Source organism: Nocardia sp. NPDC004151 (assembly GCF_042874235.1).
GTDB lineage: Bacteria > Actinomycetota > Actinomycetes > Mycobacteriales > Mycobacteriaceae > Nocardia.
Genome location: NZ_JBIAMR010000005.1, coordinates 85,413 through 106,409 on the forward strand (window position 1 = coordinate 85,413; position 20,997 = coordinate 106,409).

General features: G+C 68.0%; 18 protein-coding genes and 1 pseudogene. 5 read left to right on the forward strand and 14 right to left on the reverse strand.

The window, feature by feature from the left end; all coding sequences use genetic code 11:
* Positions 1–56: 56 nt before the first annotated feature.
* A pseudogene (locus ACFYTS_RS13735) lies at positions 57–1,213 on the forward strand (acyl-CoA dehydrogenase family protein).
* 120 nt (positions 1,214–1,333) lie between these two features.
* On the forward strand, positions 1,334–2,767 hold the full coding sequence (locus ACFYTS_RS13740; RefSeq protein WP_387304003.1) for a DUF222 domain-containing protein: 1,434 nt from the start codon (positions 1,334–1,336) through the stop codon (positions 2,765–2,767).
* Between the two features lie 343 nt (positions 2,768–3,110).
* Here ACFYTS_RS13740 and ACFYTS_RS13745 read toward each other — a convergent pair whose 3' ends face one another.
* Entirely contained in the window at positions 3,111–3,926 is an 816-nt protein-coding gene (locus ACFYTS_RS13745) for an SDR family oxidoreductase (protein ID WP_387304006.1), read from the reverse strand.
* Positions 3,927–3,936: 10 nt separating this feature from the next.
* Positions 3,937–4,074, reverse strand: a complete 138-nt coding sequence (locus tag ACFYTS_RS13750) for a hypothetical protein (protein ID WP_387304009.1) — start codon at positions 4,072–4,074, stop codon at positions 3,937–3,939.
* A 300-nt stretch (positions 4,075–4,374) separates the two neighbouring features.
* On the opposite strand from ACFYTS_RS13750, the gene ACFYTS_RS13755 reads away from it, so the two are divergent.
* The gene (locus tag ACFYTS_RS13755; protein ID WP_387304012.1) at positions 4,375–5,331 is read left to right on the forward strand and encodes an AraC family transcriptional regulator; all 957 of its coding nucleotides are present in this window, start codon (positions 4,375–4,377) and stop codon (positions 5,329–5,331) included.
* Positions 5,332–5,335: 4 nt separating this feature from the next.
* On the opposite strand, the gene ACFYTS_RS13760 is transcribed toward ACFYTS_RS13755, so the two are convergent.
* The 3 genes from ACFYTS_RS13760 to ACFYTS_RS13770 form a co-directional block, all read right to left on the reverse strand.
* The gene (locus ACFYTS_RS13760) at positions 5,336–7,063 is read right to left on the reverse strand and encodes an amidohydrolase family protein (protein WP_387304014.1); all 1,728 of its coding nucleotides are present in this window, start codon (positions 7,061–7,063) and stop codon (positions 5,336–5,338) included.
* Positions 7,064–7,240: 177 nt separating this feature from the next.
* Positions 7,241–8,653 carry a DUF1254 domain-containing protein gene (locus tag ACFYTS_RS13765; protein ID WP_387304016.1) on the reverse strand — a complete coding sequence of 471 codons (1,413 nt, stop codon included), beginning with the start codon at positions 8,651–8,653 and terminating at the stop codon, positions 7,241–7,243.
* A gap of 116 nt (positions 8,654–8,769) precedes the next feature.
* A complete protein-coding gene (locus ACFYTS_RS13770) occupies positions 8,770–9,045 on the reverse strand; it encodes a hypothetical protein (RefSeq protein ID WP_357277923.1) in 276 nt (91 codons plus the stop codon).
* A 200-nt stretch (positions 9,046–9,245) separates the two neighbouring features.
* Here ACFYTS_RS13770 and ACFYTS_RS13775 point away from each other — a divergent pair, with 200 nt between their 5' ends.
* Positions 9,246–9,902: a lysophospholipid acyltransferase family protein gene (locus ACFYTS_RS13775; RefSeq protein WP_387304019.1), complete on the forward strand. Its 657-nt coding sequence runs from the start codon at positions 9,246–9,248 to the stop codon at positions 9,900–9,902.
* Positions 9,903–9,914: 12 nt separating this feature from the next.
* Here ACFYTS_RS13775 and ACFYTS_RS13780 read toward each other — a convergent pair whose 3' ends face one another.
* The 6 genes from ACFYTS_RS13780 to ACFYTS_RS13805 all read right to left on the reverse strand — a co-directional run bounded on the left by ACFYTS_RS13780 (position 9,915) and on the right by ACFYTS_RS13805 (position 17,269).
* A complete protein-coding gene (locus tag ACFYTS_RS13780) occupies positions 9,915–10,322 on the reverse strand; it encodes a RidA family protein (protein ID WP_387304022.1) in 408 nt (135 codons plus the stop codon).
* Complete coding sequence (locus ACFYTS_RS13785) at positions 10,310–12,862, reverse strand: SDR family NAD(P)-dependent oxidoreductase (RefSeq protein WP_387304025.1); 2,553 nt, start codon at positions 12,860–12,862, stop codon at positions 10,310–10,312. Before ACFYTS_RS13785 ends, ACFYTS_RS13780 begins: the two co-directional genes overlap by 13 nt.
* A gap of 28 nt (positions 12,863–12,890) precedes the next feature.
* The gene (locus ACFYTS_RS13790) at positions 12,891–14,426 is read right to left on the reverse strand and encodes a flavin-containing monooxygenase (protein WP_387304028.1); all 1,536 of its coding nucleotides are present in this window, start codon (positions 14,424–14,426) and stop codon (positions 12,891–12,893) included.
* A gap of 31 nt (positions 14,427–14,457) precedes the next feature.
* On the reverse strand, positions 14,458–15,822 hold the full coding sequence (locus ACFYTS_RS13795) for an ABC1 kinase family protein (RefSeq protein ID WP_387304032.1): 1,365 nt from the start codon (positions 15,820–15,822) through the stop codon (positions 14,458–14,460).
* Between the two features lie 148 nt (positions 15,823–15,970).
* On the reverse strand, positions 15,971–16,777 hold the full coding sequence (locus tag ACFYTS_RS13800; protein WP_387304035.1) for an amino acid-binding protein: 807 nt from the start codon (positions 16,775–16,777) through the stop codon (positions 15,971–15,973).
* Between the two features lie 156 nt (positions 16,778–16,933).
* Positions 16,934–17,269 (reverse strand): TfoX/Sxy family protein, encoded by a 336-nt coding sequence (locus tag ACFYTS_RS13805; protein WP_357084480.1) that lies wholly within the window; start codon positions 17,267–17,269, stop codon positions 16,934–16,936.
* A gap of 116 nt (positions 17,270–17,385) precedes the next feature.
* On the opposite strand from ACFYTS_RS13805, the gene ACFYTS_RS13810 reads away from it, so the two are divergent.
* On the forward strand, positions 17,386–18,474 hold the full coding sequence (locus ACFYTS_RS13810; protein WP_387304038.1) for a glutamate--cysteine ligase: 1,089 nt from the start codon (positions 17,386–17,388) through the stop codon (positions 18,472–18,474).
* Positions 18,475–18,532: 58 nt separating this feature from the next.
* Here the strand turns inward: ACFYTS_RS13810 and ACFYTS_RS13815 are convergent, their stop codons facing one another.
* From ACFYTS_RS13815 to ACFYTS_RS13825, 3 genes are all read right to left on the reverse strand, one after another.
* A complete protein-coding gene (locus ACFYTS_RS13815; protein WP_387304041.1) occupies positions 18,533–19,075 on the reverse strand; it encodes a DUF4333 domain-containing protein in 543 nt (180 codons plus the stop codon).
* 137 nt (positions 19,076–19,212) lie between these two features.
* Positions 19,213–19,839, reverse strand: coding sequence for an MBL fold metallo-hydrolase (locus ACFYTS_RS13820; RefSeq protein WP_387304044.1), 627 nt, complete (start codon positions 19,837–19,839; stop codon positions 19,213–19,215).
* The gene (locus ACFYTS_RS13825) at positions 19,839–20,924 is read right to left on the reverse strand and encodes an S-(hydroxymethyl)mycothiol dehydrogenase (protein WP_357277906.1); all 1,086 of its coding nucleotides are present in this window, start codon (positions 20,922–20,924) and stop codon (positions 19,839–19,841) included. Before ACFYTS_RS13825 ends, ACFYTS_RS13820 begins: the two co-directional genes overlap by 1 nt.
* Positions 20,925–20,997: the final 73 nt, after the last annotated feature.

Here is a 20,997-nt window from a genome sequence, read left to right on the forward strand (position 1 = left end):
CGGAATTGGCCGGGATTCTCTGGTCCCGTGCCACGCCCGTCCTCAACCATGGGTCCATGGAACGAGGGCACTACGGTGACGATCATCTGGCATTCGCCGAGCTGGCGAGGGGATTCGTGCGCAAGGAGGTCGCGCCGCACTACCTGGGATGGGAAGAGGCCGGGATCGTGCCGCGATCGGTGTTCGCGCGAGCCGGAGACCTGGGGCTGCTCGGATTCGCGGTGCCGCAGAGCTACGGCGGGCTGGGAGTCACGGACTTCCGGTTCAACCAGATCCTCATCGAGGAATTCATGGAAGCCGACTGCGCGGGAGTCGGCCTGAACTTCGCGCTGCACAATGACATCTGCACGCCGTACCTGGTGGATCTGACGACCGAGGAACAGCGGGAGCGGTGGCTGCCGGGATTCGTGGCGGGGACCCGGATCGCGGCCATCGGCATGACCGAACCGGGCGCGGGATCGGATGTCGCCGGAATCCGCACGGCGGCAGTCGATATCGGCGATCACTTCGTGGTGAACGGGGCGAAGACGTTCATCACCAACGGCATCAACGCGGATCTGGTGATCACTGCGGTCCGGACCTCCGCCGAACGCCATGCCGGGGTGACCGTGATGGTGCTCGAGCGCGGCATGGAGGGCTTCGAACGCGGCCGCAACCTGGACAAGCTCGGTCTGCACTCGCAGGACACCGCCGAGCTGAACTTCACCGATGTCCGGGTGCCCAAGGAGAACGTGCTCGGGGATGTGGGGCGCGGATTCACCTACCTGATGCGGAACCTCCCCAGGAACGGATGCAGATCGCCGTCGCCTGCCTGGCCCGGGCCCGGGCCGCCTTGCGGACGACCATCGAATACGTCGGGGAGCGTGAGGCTTTCGGGCAGCCGATCGGGGCATTCCAGAACACCAAGTTCACGCTCGCCGACGTGGCTACCGAGGTGTCGGTCGCGGAAGCGTTCATCGACAAATGTGTGCTGGAATTGAACGCGGGGCGGTTGACGCCTGCGGACGCCGCCAAGGCCAAACTGTGGGCCTCGGAGATGGAGTTCCGGTGCATCGACCGGTGCCAGCAGTTGTTCGGAGGGTACGGGTATATGCGTGAATACCCGATTGCGCGTATGGCTGCCGACGCTCGGATCACTCGGGTGTACGGGGGGACTTCTGAAATCATGCGGGAGATTGTCGGCCGGGATTTGCGTCTTACCGAACGGTCGTAATTGTTGAGCTGGAGTCTGAAAAGCCGTGTTATACATGGCTATTCGAGCTACGGGCGGAGGTGAAATTGATAGAATAGTGGCATGAAATTGGGCGGGCCGATTCTCGGCGAGGACATCACGGTGGGCGATGCCACCGGTGTGGTGTTCGATGCTGTAGACGTCCTGCTCAATGACTCCCTGGATCCGATATCGGATGAGGATCTCGTGGAACTGATGCGGGATTGGGAGACCACGCGCCGCCGGATGGCCGCATTCGAGCACAAGCTGGTTCGGGAGATCGATACTCGGAACCTGCCCGAAAAGGCTGGAGTGAAAAGGGTTTCGAAGTACCTCGAACAGACTCTTCGCCTCGGTCACGCCGAAGCGTGCGCGCGGGTGCGTGCCGCGGAACAGCTCGGGATGCGTCAGACCGGCGGTGAGGTGTTGGAGCCTCGGCTGCCGTGGACCGCCGCCTACCAGCAGATGGGCATGGTGTCGGCGGATTCGGCGCGGCGGATCGCGCAGATCATGGACCGCATCCCCGCCGAAACCGACGTCGAGGACCGGGATCTCGCCGAATTCGAGTTGGCAAGCTTCGCCGCACAGTCCACGCCGGATGACCTGCCCAAGATCGGTGACCGGATCCTCGGTTACCTCGACCCGGATGGGCGCTTCACCCGTGAGGTCGATCGGCAGCGCCGCCGTGGCGTGACGCTCGGTAAGCAGGGGGTGGACGGCATGTCGGTGATCACCGCGCAAGTCACGCCCGCGCTGCGCGCCGTGCTCGACCCGATCTTCGCCGGCTTGGCACGGCCGGGCATGTGCAATGCCGATGACGTTGAAAGCCCCTGGACCACAGAAGGACTCGCCGACGAAGCCCTCGCGGGGTTGGAGCGTGCCGCCGCTCGTGATCCGCGTACGGCCGCGCAGCGCAACCATGACGCGCTGTTGGCGTTCCTGCGCCCCGAAATGGGACCGGAGTACACCGGCCGGCACCGGGGCCTGCCGGTCTCCACGATCATCACCATCTCGCTCGCGGAAGTCGAGGCCGCCGCCGGTGTGGCCACCACTGCCTCAGGTGGGACTGTGCCGCTGGAAGAAGCCTTGCAGCTCGCGCAGAAGTCCAAGCCGTTCCTGGCGATCTTCGACCATGCGGGACGCCCCCTGCACCTGGGGCGCACGAAACGCCTCGCCAACGCCGCACAGCGCATGGCCTTGATCGCCACCGAACGCGGGTGCACCCGCCCCGGCTGCAATGCGCCCGCCACTCTGACTCAGGTTCACCACGTCACCGAATGGAACAAGGGCGGCAAGACCGACATCGAAAACCTGACGCTGGCCTGCGATGCCTGCCACGCCCTCATCCACGACGGACCCGGCGGCTGGAAAACCGTTGCTATGCCGAAGGATTCCGAATACGCAGGCCGCACCGGTTGGATACCACCAGTGCATATCGACCCGAGTCGAACCCCGCAGGTCAACGACCGCCATCACGCGGGCGAGCTGATGGCCGCTTCCCTCGCGCGCCTGCGTGACCGCACTCGCCCACCGGTCAAGTGGTGGTCACGCCCCTAATGCCCGTTCCAGCCTCACCACAGGTGGGGCCCTTCGGGCTGCGTCCACCACCGATGCTCATGCCCCGCAGGCGTACGCAAAGCCAATCGGGAGCGTGGTCGCCTCGCCTGCCCTCCCGCACCGGGGCTGACGCCGAGCCGGGAGCCGTTACCCGCCGATCCCAGCCCACGGACTGCACGGATCACCTTCTACAGAAAAGCCCAACCCCATCCCTTCGTCTTCTCCGGGACGACGCGCGGCCGAGCCGTGAGTGGGGCTGGTAGGTGAGGGGGCCTCGCAAGCTCGGCCACCCTCTCCCTTCTCCAGGCGTCTTTTGTCCTTTGTTCTCTTCGTCTTTGGTCTCTTACCGTTTGAGCCCTTGAGCCGCGGCAATCACGCGCTCCATAACGCCTCGCGGCAGTACCCGGCGAACAGCGAACATCAACGGCGCATTGCTGCCCACCGCGTAGAGCGGCTTCGGCCGATCGGAGCTGGCCGCCGCCACAATGGTTTCCGCAACCCGCACAGGCGAAATGCCCTTGCTCATCTGAGCATCGAGACGAGCCATGAATTTCGTGAAGTCGGCCGCATGCGGCGACCCATCGGCGATGTACTTGGTCCGGCGCTCACTCAGCCCCGTATCGATCTGGCCGGGCTCGACGGTGGTGATCCACACCCCGAACGGAGACTCCTCGAACCGCGCCGCTGTCGCGAACCCGCGCAAGGCAGCCTTGGTCGCCACATAGGACGAGCGGTAGGGCATCGGGAAGCTGCCGAGCATGGATCCGACCATGACGATCCGCCCGTACCCACGCTCACGCATGCCGGGCAAGACAGCTTGGATCAACGCCACAGCCCCGAAAACATTGAGCTGGAACAGTCTTTCGATAGCCTCGCGCGGCAGGTCCGACAGCGGCCCGGCCTGGCTCTCCCCGGCATTGTTGATCAGCACATCGATCGCCCCGAGCTCGGCCGTGAAGCGTTCGATCGACTCCAGGTCGGTGATGTCGAGCGCGCGGTACTCGACGCCGGGCGCGCGGTCGGCCTCGGTGAGGGCATCGGGATTGCGGCTGGTGCCGATCACCTTGTGTCCGCGGGCCGCGAAGGCCGCGGCGGTGGCCTTGCCGATGCCGGAGGACGCGCCGGTGACGACCACGGTGCGGGTCGATGAGCTGCTCATACCGTGCACGTTATCGGGTGCGTCGACAGCGCGCTTGGCGGCGTTCGGAGGCGTATTCGCCGGTAACCGAGCGGATGCCGAGCCAGATACCGATGCCGAATGCGGGGGCCGCGAGCATGGGAAGTAGCAGGATCGCGGTGGAACTCATGGTGGGCAGACCTCGATTGCTGGTCGTCGTCCGAACCGGTTGTGGGTGAATCGCACCGGCGCATCGGCTGTTACGTGACGAATCGTGTTCCGCGCGTCGCGCGCATCACCGCTGGACGATCGAATATGTCGGATGCGCCACACCGGGCGGTCTCTCGTTGATATGTTGCGCCAACCCGATGGGGAACAGACATTTGGGTCGGGAGTAGTCGAAGAGGACAAAGCGCACATGCTCGACTGGGATCTAGCCAGGCACACGTCTGGCGTGCACATTCTGACCCGGCTCGCCAATGAGAGAGGGATGCCGGCGGGGGAGTGCCTCGCCGGAGCGGGTCTGGCGCCTGAATCGGTGGCCGAACAGACCACGGAAGTGACGGCGCGGCAAGAACTCGCGGTGGTGCGGAATCTCCTCGCCAGGTTCGGCCGGGAACCGGGACTGGGCGTGGAGGCGGGGACGCGGTATCACGTCTCGCTGTCGGGACCCTGGGGTCTGGCGCTGTTGGCCAGCCGGACCATGCGGGACGCGATCGTGGTGTCGCCGGGATACGCCGAGCTGGTCTTCGCGTTCGGGCAGGTGACCTTCGAGGAAGTGGACGGCGAAGGGCGGCTGCGGTTCGACGACCGGGACGTTCCGGAGGACGTGCGCGGCTTCCTGGCCGAGCGGGTCCTGGCCGGAATCCAGATGCTCGGCCGTGAGCTGTACTCGGTGAACGTGCCGGTGCGCCGCGTCAGTTTCCGGCACGCCGCACCGCCCGATACCAGCCGCTACCGGTCTGTTTTCGGCGTCGAGCCGCTCTTCGGAACCAGCGTCGACGAACTCGCCTTCGACTCGTCGTTCCTGGACGTCGTCCTGCCGCAACCGACCGAACAGGCCCGCAGCACCTGCGAGCAGATGTGCCAGGAACTGCTGGCGCGCCGCTATGTCCGCTCCGGTTTCGCGGCCATCGTGCGCGGCGTCCTCATCCGCGATCCGGGTGTGATCCCCGATCAGTCGGCCGTGGCTGCCGGGCTGTTCGTCAGCCCGCGCACCCTGTCGCGGCGGCTCAACGAGGAGGGCACCTCATTCCGCGCCCTCCTCGACGAGGTGCGCCAAGCCCTCTCGGAGGAACTGCTGGACCGCACCGACATGACCACCGAACAGGTGGCGGCCCGCCTCGGCTACGCCGAGGCGGCGTCCTTCATCCGCGCCTTCCGGCGCTGGCAGGGCTGCCCACCGCAGGAATACCGCGCCCGCGGGCGTACCCCGGAACTCGTCTAGGGCCTCACCCTTGCGCGGCCAGGAAGCTGCCCGCGTGCAGGGTGGTGCCGAATCCCGGTGCGAATTCACCGTATTCGTAGACGACGCGGCCGCCGACCACGGTGGCCGCGACCGTCCGGTCATTGCGATTGACCATGCGCTGCAACCCCGTGACCCCGGGGAACGGCGCCTCGGCGTACGCACTGGACGTGCCGTCGAACCCTGCCGGATCGACGACCGCGATATCGGCGCGCCCGCCGACCCGCAGGCGCCCGGCGTCCAGGCCGTACCAATCGGCGAGTTCGCCCGTGAGCCGGTGGATCGCGGTCTCGATCGGCAGGAACCCCCGCTGATGCGCCCGCTCCAGCATCCGCACCCCGAAGTTGTAGAACGCCATATTCCGCAGGTGCGCACCGGAATCGGCGAACCCGACCTGCATCATGGGTGAGCGCTGCAACCGGTCGAGCACCTCCTCACGGTCATTGGCGATGACGGTGCGCCACCGCAATGCCGGGCCGTGCTCCACCGTCAGATCCAGCATGGCGTCGGCCGGATCGATGCCGCGTTCGTCGGCGACCGCGCCGAACGACTTCCCGACCACGTCCGCCTCGGGGCAGGCGACGATCACCGCGTCGTAGAGGTCGCGGTTCCAGACCCGCGGCCCGTACTTCTTGGCCAGATCCTTGCGGAACCGTCGGCGGTAGTCCTCGTCGGCGAGAAGCTCGCCGCGCTTCATGGCGTCCCGGATATTCAGCGCGGCGCTGCCGGAGCCGAACTCCTCGAACACCACCAGATCCACGCCGTCGGCGTACACCTCGAACGGCACCGGCAGATGCTGCCACCGGAAGCGGGCTCCGCCAACGGTATTCGCGATCCACGCCGACGCCATCGCGGCCCGCGCGGTGGTGCGGTCGGCCTTGACGTCCATGCCCGCGATGAGGGTCGTCTTGAGCGGCGCGCGGAACCGGCCCGCGCTCTGCGCGAAGTACTTGACCAGTTCGGTGCGGGTGGTCAGGTTCGGGGTGCTCTGATGCACCCGGCCGCGTCGCCGCAGCACGGCGTTCAGCGCCCGGTACTCCCGCCACGTCGCGTAGGTGGACGGCAGCTGCCGGGTCGGGAACCGCACGCCCTCCAGTTTCGAGAACGAGCTGCGGATCGTGGACAGCCCCAGGAATCCGGCGTCCAGCGCCGCCTCCAGCATGGCGCACATGCGTTGCAGCTCAGCGGGTGTCGGCCGGGCCTGCGCGTCCACGGACCGGCCCAGGCCCATGACCGTCACGCGCATGTCCGAATGTCCCAGGAAGGCGGCGACATTCGCGCCGAGCGGCCGGTCGGCGAGCGACTTCCGGTACGACCGCGGGTCGTCCCAGTCCTTGTGCTCCTTGACCGCCGAGTGCACCGCGTCCCACGGCAGCGCCTCGACGCGCGCGAACAGGTCGGCGCAGTCCTCGGCCTCGGAGTACACCGTCGACAGCGAGCAGTTGCCGAGCACCACCGTGGTGACACCGTGCCGCACCGATTCGCCCAGGCCGGGACTGCCCAGCACCTCGGCGTCGTAGTGGGTGTGCACGTCCAGCATGCCGGGCATCACCCATGTGCCGGTGGCGTCGACCGTCCGCTCCCCATCGGGCAGCCCGCCGCCCTCGATGACAGCCACCTTGCCGTCGGTCACCCCGACATCGGCCCGCACCCCGGGCGCACCCGTCCCGTCGTACACCGTGCCCCCGCGAATCACCAGATCGAACCGTGTCATCGCAGTTCACCCCCGTGGATCGGTCCCGCCACGTGGCGGGTGGTTCGTACACGTTACAAGTGCAGTATCCGCCCGCGGATGGTCACTGTGAAAGGAACGACGGTGGCCGGGCGAGGCTCGAGATCGAGTCCTCGCCCGGCACCGTCGTCACTCTTTCCTGCCGTCGAACGACCAGGCCTAGGCCTTGGTCACCTTCGGCGGGGTCCAGCTGCCGTCGGAAATGGCCTGCTCGGGCCAGTAGGTCCGCAGGATCATCTCGAAATCGCCGGGCGGAGTGGGGAGCCAGTTGGCCTCCTTGTCCGCGCCGGGCGACGTCTGCTGGAGGTAGAGCGTGATCCCGCCGTCCGGGTTGCGCACCAGGTTCGGCAGCATCGGCGAATTGATCAGGTAGCGGTTGATCGGATTCTCCACCAGCAGGATCTCCGGCAACTTGTACATGGTCACCGACCAGAACGCCTTGACCGGCGGGAGCTTCCCGTCGGGGAAGGTGAGGGTGTAGTTGTTGGCGCCGTTCAGCTTGGCGCCCGTGGTGTCGTTGGTGAGCGGGAAGTACATGGCCTCCGCGCCCGGCAGACCCAGGATGCCCATGACCGCACCGGCGAACCGGTACAGGTAGTTCCCCTTCAGCTGCTCGGCGGACCCGAACAGCTGACCGGAGTTCACCTTGCCGGTCTCCAGCTCGTTCTTCTGGAAGTTGTGCAGCTCCGACCAGGCGTCGGCCATGCCGTCCTGGAACGCCTTGCGGTCATCGGCACCCAGCTTCGCGGGATCGAAATCGCCGTCCGGGCCGATACCGATCTTCGCGAACCGGTCGCGCAGCTCCTTCTCGTTCGGCTGGACCGGCGCGTACTTCAGCGTGAAGTTGAGGACCTTGAAGAAGTCGAGGGAGGTCTGCTCCTCCTCCGGTGTCAGCGGCTGGATGAAGTCGACCGCCGGCGCGGCGGCCGGCACCGCCTTGTTCTCGAACGATGACAGCGGCTTCACCTGGTACTCGGACTGGATCTTCGTGACGTTGTCCAGATCGGCCGGATCGAACAACTGGGTCCGGTACAGCACCATCGAGAAGTCGGTCGCCGAGGTGATGACCTTGTCCACCCCGGCGGGCTTGTCGCCCTTCCAGCCGGGACCGGCGAGCAGGTATGTGCCGCCGCCGTTCCCGGTGGTCCGGCTTCCGAGCAGGTCATAGACATAGGTGTAGTTGTCGATGAACTGGACCGAGTAGTAGCGCTTCTCCTCGATCGGGGGCACGGTCAGCACCAGCGGCTCGGTCCGCAGGTCAGCGACCAGGAACGAGTACGGTGTGTCCGAATTGGGCGTTTGGACCGCAGTGTCCGCCGGGGTGAAAACCCTGGCGATGCTGTGCAGCTGGTTCCAGCCGCCCATGTACTGGCTGCTGTTCTTGTCCACCACATACGAATTCTCGATGCGGTACATGTCGACCATCGGAAAGCCGTAGGTGTAGGCCTCCTTGGCTATCGTGCGCACCTCGTCCGAACCGGTAGCTTTGTCGTCCGACTTGGTTCCGCAACCGGCGGCCACCGCGGTGACCGCCGCGACGAGACAAACGGCTGAGACCTTCCAGAACCTCATTCGCTCTCCCACAGGTCATGACTCCATTTCGCCGGAGCCGACTCCGGCATTCGGAGACGCTACCGAGCGGAATGACCGGGGAGTCGAATATCTGTGGGCGTGGCGAGGCAACCACTCTAGGGCGTCGATGCGCCGCAGAACGGTTCACAGGATGCCGGAGCATCCGGCACGGTGCTGGTGGGCTCGTCGAAATAGGCGAGGCTCACCAACATTGCGACAGTGATCCCGAAGAACAGGACTGCCGCGGAAGCGATCGCCACCCATGCCCAATTGAGTCTCGGGAATGTGATGACCGGGGTCCCGTCATCGGCCACGACGAACAGCACCGCCGCGCTTGCCGGGGGTCGACGCAGTTGTAGCAAAACGGTGTTACGCCACCAGTTTCCGACCATGGCAGCACACGACCTCCGCAGAAGTTTCGGTGTGATATTGCCGTGAGTACAGCAACCACCAGGCTACGCGCAAAATGCCTTGATAGCCATAGGCTATTTCTCGAAAAACACGGTTGCGGCTGAGTAGTTCTGCGGTGTTCTCCGATCGGTCACCGAACGAGGATGAAAACCGTTGTCACAACCATTGATCCGGGAGGGCCATGAACACCGATGCGCGACGACCCCGTGGACTGGGCAAACGGGCCTGGCTCACAACGCAATTGGTCCGCCGGACGCTGCGCGCCCTGGCCTGGTCCCGCTTCGTCCAAGTCACCGTGCTCAACCGCGATCGGGTGCCCGCGACCGGTCCGGTGATCATCGCGAGCAACCACATCTCCCTGCTCGACGCGGTCTTCCTGTGGGGTGCGCTGCGGCGGCGCGCGGTGGCCATCGCCATGGCCGAGCTGTGGACCTGGCCGGTCGTCGGACGGCTGGTCCGGCTGCTGGGTCATATTCCGGTGGTCCGGCGCGACCCGGACTCCGGGCGCACCGCGGTGAGCCGCGCAGCGCAGGTGCTGCGGTTCGGCGGCGTGCTCATCATCTACCCGGAGGGCCGCCTGGTCCCGGCCGGCGAGCGCGAACCGTACAAACCGGGCGTCGCGACGCTGGCCATGGCGACCGGTGTTCCGATCATCCCGGTCGCCACCACCGGCACCGACGGCGTGCTACCCATGCGCCGGGGCGGCGCCCGCCGCAGATTCAACCGCCACCATCCAGTTACCATCCACTTCGGAACACCCATCGACCCTGCCGAACTCGACGACCCCGAGAAACTCCTGGACGTTCTCCGGCACGAAATCGAGGGTATGCGCGGCTGAAAGACGATGCGCTCAAACCGTTTCCGGCACGATCGCGTCGGCCTCGATTTCGACCAGCAGCGCGGGGGCGATCAGGCTGCTCACCTCGACCATTGTCGCCGCCGGGCGGATCGCTGCGAAGACTTCGCCGTGCGCCTTGCCGACCTCTTCCCAGCGGGAGATATCGGTGACGAAAATCCGGGTGCGCACGACATTCTCGGGTGTCGCGCCGACTTCCGCCAGCGCGGCCACAACTCGGCGCAACGCTTCACGAGTCTGCTCGGCGATATCGTCGCCACCCACCGCGCCGCCGTCCGAATCGACCGCGGTGGTCCCGGCGACCGATATCCACGGGCCGACCCGGACCGCGCGCGAATAACCGACGATCGGCTCCCAGTGCGCGCCGGAGGAAACATTCTGTCGCTGCGTCATGCGCCCCATTGTGCATCGATGATCGCCGGAAGTTGTTGCCGCCGTAGCTTGCCCGCGGTGGTGCGCGGCAGTTCCGGGACGAAGACGATGTCACGCGGCACCTTGTACCCGGCCAGCGTCGTCTTGATGTGCCGCTGCAAGGTGCGGGCGTCCACCCGCGCCCCGGGCTCCAGCACGACCGCCGCGACGAGCCGCTGCCCGAAATCGTCGTCGGGCACCCCGACCGCACCCGCGTCGGCCACCGCCGGGTGAGCCAGCAGCGCCTCCTCGACCTCCTGCGGGAAGACGTTCTCACCGCCGGAGACGATCATGTCGTCGGAACGGCCGTCCACGAACAACCTGCCCTCGGCATCGAAATGGCCGAGATCGCCGGAGTCCATGTGCTTTCCGACCATCTCCCTGGTCCGGCCGTCGCTGTAGCCGTGGAACATGCTCGGGTTCTTGTTGACGATCCGGCCGGTGACGCCGGCGGGCAGTTCGCGGCCGTCGCCGTCGACGATGCGGATGTCCACGATCCCGGCGAGCGGGCGGCCCACGGTGCCGGGCGCGGCCCGCAGATCGGCGGGCGTGGCGAAGGTTCCGACGCCGGTCTCAGTGGAGGCGTAGCCGTTGAACAGCACCTCGCCGAACTCGTCCTGGAACGCGGTGGCCAGCCACGGCGGCAGGGGAGCGGCCCCGCACACCATCATGCGCAGGCTCGACAGATCGTGGCCGCGCCGCACCTCGGGCGGCAGCGCCATCACCCGGCCGAGCATGGTCGGCACCACGCACACGATCTGCGCGCGATGCCGCTCGATATCGGCGAGCAGGGTCGCGGCATCGAAACGCTCGTGCACGACCACGGTCGAACCGAGCAGGAACGCACCGGCGGTGGCCAGGAACCCGTAGGTGTGATGCAGCGGCGGCGCGATCACCATGGGCTGACCCAGCCGCGGGATCGGCGCGACCCGGGCGAGATCGCCGACCGCCAGCAGCATGCGTGGGCTCGAAGATCTGAGTGTGCCTGCGCCGAAGGTGCGCGGCGCGCCTTTGGGTACCCCGGTGGTCCCGCCCGTGAGCAGGATCAGCGCGCCCCCGGACGCGGGCTCGCGCACCGGTGGCCCTCCCGCCGCCACCAATTCCGCCACCGTCGGCAGGCCACCGGCTGCGCCACGGACCACCACGCGCCGCCCGTGGTACCCGGCCTTCTCGATCTCGTCGTGGAATTCGCCGTCGTAGAGCAGCAATTCGACGCGTTCGCGATCGAGTACCTCACCGATCTGCGGCCCGGCGAAACCGTAGTTCAACGGCACCAGATCCGCCGAGAGCCGCGCGGCCGCGTACGCCGCCAGCACGAATCCGCGATGGTTGCGGCACAACACACCGACTCGCTGCCCATGCCCGATCCGCCAGCGGGATCGCAGCGCCGCCGCCAGCGCCCGCACCTGCCGGTCCAGCTCGGCCGCGGTGATCGGGCCGTCGTCGTCGATCATGGCGGGCCGGTCCGGGAACCGCGCCGCGAACAGCGACAGCACCGTGGCCAGCCCGACCCCGTCGCGTAATGCCATGGCCAGCTGGGGAATCCGGGCCGGAGGCAGTTGCTCCAGCACGCCGCTGGCCGGAATCCACCCGGCCACCGTGACCGCGTCGTCGAGCAGATTGACCGTGCGTTCCAGGCGGCCGAGTGGACCGGCCCAATCGACCGGACGGTTGTTCCCGTTCCCGGCCTTCGCGTACAGCGTCAGCATGCGTTGCGCCGCCGGGGAACTGTCGAGCGCGTACGACAGGGGCGCGCTCACCCGCTCCCACCACGGGCGAATCGCCAAGGGGCGGTCCACGATCGCCCGGCACACCAGACTCGCCGCCTCCTCGGTCGACATGCTCGGGGTGTAGCGGTAGATCCGGAAGGGGCCCAGCATCTCCGAGCGCACCAATTGCAGGTGCACCGCGGTGACGTCGATGCCGTCGGCCCGCAATTCCGGTGCGGCGCCGCGCATCCAGGAATTGAATGCCGCCTTCGAGGCGATATAGGCGGTCCAGCCCACACCGGGCCCGTGCACCCCGGCCGTGCTGATGTTCACGATGTGGCCCTGCCGCCGGGCCCGCATGGACGGCAGCAGGCTCATGACCAGCCGCGCGGGGCCGAGGAAGTTGATGCGCGCGGTGTCGTCGATATTGTCCCAACGGTCCAGGGAATCGGAGAGCCAGCGGCGAATCGACTTGCCCGCGTTGTTGACGAAGACGTCCACGCGCCCGTGATCGGCGAGCACCCGCTCGATCAGCGCGGCGCAGGCATCGGTGTCGGACAGGTCCGCCGGATAGGCGTACACCCGGCCCGGGAAACCCGCCGTCTCCGTGCACAGTTCCTCGAGCCGGGCCGCCCGGCGGGCCACCGCGAGCACGGTCGCCCCATTGGCGGCCAGCCGCAGCGCGGTGGCGCGCCCGACGCCCGAGGAGGCCCCGGTCACCAGGATCACGGAACCGGTGACAGCCGGTGCGAGACGGCGGTCGCTGATGCCGTAGCCGGCCGCGCCGAGCGCGATCCGGACCGATTTCGGCAGTTCGATCATGGGCACGGATCCTCGAGAGCGGGAACGGTCAGGCGGTAAGACGGTCGAAGTCGTAGTCCGAGAACGGGAATCGGTGATGCGCCCGGCGCGCCGAGAAGAACCCGGTGGGCCGGATGTACGTCGAGTCGCCCTGCGAATTGCGGTAGTAGGTCGGCACGTGCGCGTTCAGTTCGGCCAGGTAGTAGCGCATGGCCGCGCCGTGCCGGTAGACGCGGCGGTGATAGGCGTCGTGCGCGTCCTGGCGCACGGCCACACAGGTCGCGCCGCGGCGGCGCGCCTCGGAGATGGCGCGCACCGCGTGGGCCGCGGTCATCTCCACGAACGCGTGCCAGCCGCTGCCGGTCCACGAATACGGGCCGACCAGGGTCCACCGATTGGGCAGGCCGGGCAGCGCGACGCTCTCGTAGGCCTGCAGGCCGTTCTCGGTGAAGTACTTGCCCAGATCCAGGCCGTCGCGGCCCACCACCAGGCCGGGCGTGTAGGTCTCCGGATCGGAGAAGACATGATAGCCGGTGGCCAGCACGATCATGTCGAACTCGCGCTCGACGCCGTCGGTGGTGCGCAGGCCGTGCGCGGTGAACCGCTCGATCGGGGTGGTCACCAGGTCGACATTGTCGCGGTTGAAGGCCGGCAGGTAGCCGGTGTTGAGGGTCGGGCGCTTGGCGATCGGGCCGTAGTCCGGGGCCAGGCGTTCACGAATCTCCGGATCCCGCACCATGAGTCGCAGCAGGCCGCGATAGCCGCGGATGGCGGCGGCGTCGATCGCGCGCAACGCGGGGCGGACCACGGGGAGCGGCGTGCTGGACATGGTCCGCAGTGCGGCGTCGACCGCCACCAGCGCCGCACCGTGCACGCCCGCCTGCACCCCCGGGACGCGCAGCGCCAGCCGGACGGCACGCGGGATCCGCGGATTCGGTTTGGGCAGGCACCAGACCGGGGTGCGCTGGAAGACCGCGAGGCTGCCCACCTCGCCCGCGATGGCGGGGGTGATCTGGACCGAACTCGCGCCGGTGCCGATGATCGCGACCCGCTGCCCGGCCAGGTCGTAGCCGTCGTCCCAGTCCGAGGGGCGCTGGATCCGGCCGCGGTAGCCGGTGAGTCCGGGAATCCCGGGATCCACCTTGGGACTGACGAACGCGCCCACCGCGCTGATGACGAACCGCGCGGACAGTGCGCTGCCGTCGGCGAGCCGCAGCGACCAGCAGTGCCGGTCCTCGTCCCACTCCTCGGCGGCCACCTCGGTTCCGAACCGCAGATGCGGGTACAGCCCGAAGCGACGGGCCACCTCGAGGTGATACCGCTTCACCTCCGCGCCGGAGGCGAACAACCTGCTCCAGTCCGGATTTCGCGCGAACGAGTACTGATACGCCAGCGACGGGATGTCGACTTCCAGTCCGGGGTAATGGTTTTCGTGCCAACTGCCGCCGACCTCGTCGGCGCGCTCCAGGATCACGAAGTCGCGCACCCCCGCCCGCTTCAGCTCGACCCCGGCGGCGATCCCGCCCGGGCCCGCACCGATCACCACGACCTCGTGGTCGGGAGCTGAAAGCCGCTCTGCGCCCATCACTCCAGGGTAGATCTGTCTGGGACAGTGATCAAGGGGTGGGTGCGCAGCGATCCATCACCGCGCTCAATTCCGGTGACCAGCGCAGGATCTCCGCTCGCATCGGACCTGTGGTGCCCAGCTGGGCGACCAGCCCGAGCAGGGTGATCAGCGCGCGCTGGAACGGCATCAGGTAGGCGGGGACGCCGAGCTGCCGGTAGGCATTGTCGAGCTTGGGGCTCAGGGCATCCCGGGTGCGGCCACGCAACCAGTCGGTATCGACTCGGAACGTCTCGTGGCGCAGCAGTTCGGTGAACGGCAACAGCTTCGCGGCCAGCGCCGCGCTGTCCAGGCCACGCTGCGCGTCGGTGAAACCGTGCCGCTGAGTCACGGCGTCCAGGTCCGCCGGGCCGCCATGAATGAGTGCGTCGGCCAGATCGTGCACCAGCGCCGGGAACTGCGCGGGCGGCCAGACCGGGCACGCCCCGAAATCCACCACACCCAGACGGCCGTCGGGCAGCGCCCGGAAATTGCCCGGATGCGGGTCGCCGTAGAGCAGGCCCGACCTCGGCGCGGACGACCAGAAGAACCGGACCGCCAGCATGCCCACCCGATCCCGCTCGGCCCGCGAGCCGGTGGTGATCAAGCGCGACAGCGGAATCCCGTCCAGCCACTCCGAGACGATCACATCCCCGCGCTGGGCCACGACCTGCGGGACCACGAAATCAGGATCGCCGGCGTAGGCGTCCGCGAAGCGCTGCTGGTTCCGGGCCTCGGCCTCGAAATCCATTTCCGCGCGCAGGCATTCGGCGAGCTCGTCGACCACCGCGCGGCCGTCGACGTGCGGGGCGAACACCGACGTCAGCCACGCCAATCCGCGCAACTGCCGCAGATCGCTGTCGACCGCGGCCCGCGCGCCCGGATACATCACCTTCACCGCCACCGGACGGCCGTCGTGCCAGACCGCGCGATGCACCTGGCCGATGCTGGCCGAGGCCGACCGTCGATCGTCGAACTCGCGGAAATTGTCTCGCCAATCCGGACCGAACGATTCCGCCAGCACCAGGTGCACCGTGCGCGGCAGCATGGCGGGCGCGGCATCCTGGAGGCGGCCGAGCGCGATCCGGTACGGCTCGGCCAGCTCGGCGGGTAGCGCCAGCTCGTAGACGCCCAGGATCTGCCCCAATTTGGCGGCGCAGCCCTTCAACTCGCCGAGTACGTCGGCCATGTGCTCGGCGGTGCGGAGCTGGATCTCACGATCGATCTCGCCGGCGGAGCGGCCCAGCGCGCGCCGGCTCGCCCCGGCCACCTGCCGTCCGGCGAAGGACAGCGGCACCGCCGCCAGCTTCGCCGTGCGAACCGTCTTGCGGGCGGGCGGATTCCCGCCGACATCGATCCCTGCCCGTCGAACACTCATCGATCAACCAACCCCTCGAGCGCGTTTCGAGCGAACGCGCACGAGGGAGTCTGCCATGAAGTGAAACTGCGCGGTATGAAAATCGGAGTGGCTCGGTTCGAGGGGCCGAAAGCTGGATTGCGCGACGGGAATCCGCAGGTCGGGGTGGTTATGGCTGGCGGGCGGCGACCACCGCGAGGTCGATGAGCCGGTGTGCGCGGGCCACCTCCGCGGGCGTGAACGGCTCGCCGGTGCGCAGGAAGGTCATGGCCGCACGGTCGGATTCGGCCTCGACTTCGAGCAGTGTGCCGCCGGGCACGCGGGCCGGATCGGGATCCGGAAGGTATTGCGCGCCCAGCAGTTCCGCGATCGCCAGCGGCAGCTCACCCGGATCCGCGGCCACCCGTCCGGCCAGGCCCAGTGCCCGGGTCTGGCCGTCGACCAGGGTCAGCGCCGACGCGGGCCAGATGCCGATCGCCACGCCACCCGCCTTGGCGACCGCGTGGGTCAGGCGCTGCGGCAGCACCTCCGCGGGGGTGGACACCACCAGTTCGTCGAGTACGCCGTTCTCGAGATGGTGCACGTGCATGGCGAGGATATTGGCCCGCCGGTCGGCCAGCTGCTTGGCCAGCAGTTCCAATCGGCCGGGCTTGTCGTCCAGGCGCACGCGGATGCGCCAGAGTCGCTCGGCGCTGTCGAGGCGGTGCCGGTGCCGCAGTTCCGGGGCGTGCAGCCAGCGGCTCAGATACCGCATCGCCCCCGGCTCGACCACCCAGATGACCAGGATGGTCGCGGTCACCGCCAGGATCGCCACCGTCGCCAGATACGGCAGCTCGAGATGGATGACCAGGGCGTGCAGGGCCAGTTCGACGGGAAGGACCGCGGCGAGCTTGGCCAGGGCCAGCCGGGTGCGGGTGGGATGGGGCAGACGACCACAGACCTCGCATGCCAGTGCATGTATCTCGGTTTGCCTCATGTTCACCACAGTGCGCGACGCAGGTTTCCGCACTGTGGTGCGGTGTAAAGACGGCATGACAAGTCGCAGCGAACCCGTTGTGGCAGCTCACAATTGGGTGAAGTCAAACACACCGGCGTCCGCGCTGTGCCGTGGGGCACAGTGTTTGCCCCTGTGCTATTTCGGCGGCAGTGTCTTGGCGTAGCCGACCCCGAGGCGCACCCACTCGTCGAGCGCGTCGTCGTCGGTGACCGTCTCGGCGGTGACACGTAGCCACCCGGTCATCTTCTTGCCGCCCATCTCCATCGGCTCGACCGCACCGGCCCGCAGCAGGTCCCCGGCGGTGTCCGGGTCGGCGCGCACCAGCAGCCCGCCCTTGCCGCTGGCCGCGACGGCCATATTGCCGCCCACCAGAAACGCCAGGCCGCCGAACATCTTCTTCTCGACCACGTGGGCCACCTCGGGTCCCAGCGCGTCGCGGATCCGGTCGGCCAGCTCCTCGTCGTATGCCATGACGACAGTGTGACCCCGCCCACCGACAATCCCGGGCATCCTGGACACTGGTAGGGGTGACCCGGAGAGACCGCTCCGACAGGTGTGGACCCACGCTCGGGAGGTATCCACCCGATGTGGAAGCCCCGCCTACGGTCGGTGTCGAAGAGGAGTTCCTCCTCGTGGATCCGCGCACCGGAGCGCCGGTCGGCCGGAATGCCGACGTCGCCCGGACCGCGGCGGACCTCGGCATGGACCTGCAACTGGAAATCATGCGCTGCCAGGTCGAGACCACCACCCGCGTGCACACCACCACCGACGACCTGCTCCGGGAACTGCGGGAACTCCGGCGCTGCGCGGCCGCTTGCGCCGAGAAGAACGACGCGTTGCTCCTGGCCGCCGCGGTACCGCCCTCGGTCCCCGAGGAGCTCGCCATCACCGGCACCCCGCGCTACAGCCGCATCGCCGAACGGTTCGGCAGGCTCGCCCGCGAACAAGGCCTGTGCGGCTGCCACGTGCACGTCGCCGTCCCCGGCCTCGCCGAAGCCCTGCGGGTCAGCAACTTCCTGCGCCCCTGGCTGCCGGTACTGCTGGCCCTGACCGCCAACTCCTCCATCTACCGCGGCTGCGAGACCGGCTACGCCAGCTGGCGCAACATCATGTGGCGGCGCTGGCCCAGCGCCGGTCCGCCGCCCTACTTCGCCTCGGTCGCGGAGTACGAGGCGGCCGTGGAGTCCATGCTGGCGCTCGGCGTGATCCTCGACCGCAAGATGATCTATTGGGACGTCCGCCCCTCCTCCACGTTCCCGACGGTCGAGGTGCGAGTCAGCGACGTCCCCGCCACCGTCGAGGAATCCGCCCTCCTGGCGACCCTGGTCCGCGCCGCCGCCATGACCGCCCGCACCGCCGAACCCCGGCCTCCGGTCCCGGAACCCGCACTCCGCGCGGCCTATTGGCGCGCCGCGCACGAAGGCCTGGACGGCACCGTGATCGACCCCGACACCGGCCGCCCGATCCGGGTCCCCGAGCTGCTCGACCACTTCGTCGCCCTCGTCCAGCCCGCCCTGGAACACCTGGGCGACCTGCCCTTCGTCACCGACACCATCGCCGCTCTGCTGTCCCGCGGCAACGGAGCGCGTCGGCAGCTCAACGCCTTTCGCGCCCGCGGCGACATCTCGGACGTGGTAGCCGAACTCGCCGACGCGACGCTGTACACGTGCAGGTAGACCCGACGGACGACCGGCGTTCGGGTACTCGGGCTGGGGTCGATTCGGATTACGGGGTTTACGGCAGGGGCTGGTCGTCGACGATCATGTCGTAGTTGACCTTGGTGCCTTCCACATTGGTGGTCTTGGCGGTGAAACCCCAGCGGGTGCCGTCGTTCTCGGTCACGACGCAGCGGATGGAGGCGCCGGTGGCGCCGCGCAGCAGGCCGTTGCAGGTGGAGGACTGCGGGGACATGCCGAACTTCTGGCGGTAGGTGTCGGAGATGGTGGCGGCCACGTCGTCGGGGGCGACATAGGCGTCGGCGAAGGTCAGGTCGTAGTAGACGTCGCTGCCGTCGACCTTGGTGACCTTGGTGTCGATCACCCAGTTCTGGCCGTCGGCCGCGGTGGCGGTGCAGGTCTGGGTGGCGTCGACCTGCGCGGCCAGACTTCCATCGCAGGACACCGATTTCGCGGCCTCGTGCGCCTTGTCCTTGTAGAAGCTCGAGGCCTTGGCCTGGACATCGCTCTTGCTCACGGACGAGGAACCGGTGGACACGGAACAGCCCACCGCGAGCAGGGGAAGGGAGGTCAGCGCCAGAACGGCTGTCAGTTTTCTCATGGACAACTCTAGGCGCGGATTCGTCCGGGAAATCGTGAAAACGACAAGCGCTCCGCCGCATTGGGGGCGGATTAGGGGCTCGGGCAGTGATCCGGTCCGGTCTGTAGGGCGACCGGCCCGGACCACTGCCCGACGGATCAGCCGACCCGGGCGCGCCATTCCTCCAGCTGCGGGAGTTCCGCGCCGATAGTGGTGGATTCGCCGTGGCCGGTGTGCACCAGGGTCTCCGGCGGCAGCGTCAGCAGCCGATCCGCGATCGAGTCCACGATGGTGCCGAAATCGGAGTACGACCGGCCCGTCGCACCCGGACCGCCGTGGAACAGCGTGTCACCGGTGAACACCGCACCCAGGTCAGGGGAGTAGAAGCAGACCGAACCCGGCGCGTGGCCCGGCGTGTGCAGCACGTGCAGCTCGGTGCCGCCGACCGCGATGATCTGCTTGTCCGCCAGTTCGCCGTCGGGGCTGATCTGCGGGTGGGTCTGCTGCCACAGCACCAGGTCCAAGGGGTGCATGAGGATCGGAGCGCCGGTGGCCCTGGCCAATTCGGGGGCGACCCGGACGTGGTCGTCGTGCGCGTGGGTGACCAGGATGGCCTTCACCTCGCGGGTGCCGATCACGTCGAGAATGGCCTCGACATTGTGCGGGGCGTCGATGACGACACACTCCAGATCGTCGCCCACCACCCACACATTGTTGTCGACGTCGAAGGTCTCGCCGTCGAGGGAGAAGGTCCCGACGGTCACCGCGTGGTCGATGTGCGCCATCAGAACACCACCACCGAGCGCAGCACGTCACCGTGATGCATCTTGGTGAAGGCGGCCTCCACCTCGTCGAGCGCGATGGTCTCCGAGACGAACCCGTCCAGGTCCAGACGGCCCTGCTTGTAGAGCTCGATCAGGTACGGGAAGTCGCGCGAGGGCAGGCAGTCGCCGTACCACGAGGACTTCAACGACCCACCGCGCGAGAAGAAGTCGATGAGCGGCATCTCGAGCGTCATGTCCGGGGTCGGCACCCCGACCAGCACCACGGTGCCGGCCAGATCGCGCGCGTAGAACGCCTGCTTCCAGGTCTCCGGGCGGCCCACGGCGTCGATCACCACGTCCGCGCCGAAGCTGTCGGTGAGTTCCTGAACCCGTTCCACCGCATCCTCTTTGGCGGCGTTGACGGTGTGGGTGGCGCCGAAACCGGTGGCCCACTCCAGCTTCCGCTCGTCGATGTCGACCGCGATGATGGTGGTCGCGCCCGCCAGCTTGGCGCCCGCGATCGCGGCATTGCCGACACCGCCGCAGCCGATGACCGCGACCGAGTCACCGCGGCTCACGCCGCCGGTGTTGATGGCCGCGCCCAGGCCCGCCATCACGCCGCAGCCCAGCAGGCCCGCGGCGGCGGGGGACACGCTCGGGTCCACCTTCGTGCACTGCCCCGCGTGAACCAGGGTCTTCTCGGCGAACGCGCCGATGCCGAGGGCCGGGGTGAGCGGCGTGCCGTCGGTCAGCGTCATCGGCTGGGCGGCATTGAAGGTGTCGAAACAGTACTGGGGCTTGCCCTTCCGGCAGGCCCGGCACGAACCGCAGACCGCGCGCCAGTTCAGGATGACGAAATCGCCGGGCTCCACATCGGTGACGCCCTCGCCCACCGATTCCACGATGCCGGCGGCCTCGTGCCCCAGCAGGAACGGGAATTCGTCGTTGATGCCGCCCTCGCGGTAGTGCAGGTCGGTGTGGCAGACGCCGCAGGCCTGCACCCGGACCACGGCCTCGCCGGGACCCGGGTCCGGGATCACGATCTCGGTGACTTCGACGGGCGCGTTCTTGGAGCGAGCGACAACGCCGCGCACAATTTGGGACAACGAAATTCCTTCCTGGCTAAACGCAATGCCTTCGACTATTGCATCCGGTTCCGCCCACGTCATCTATTACCCC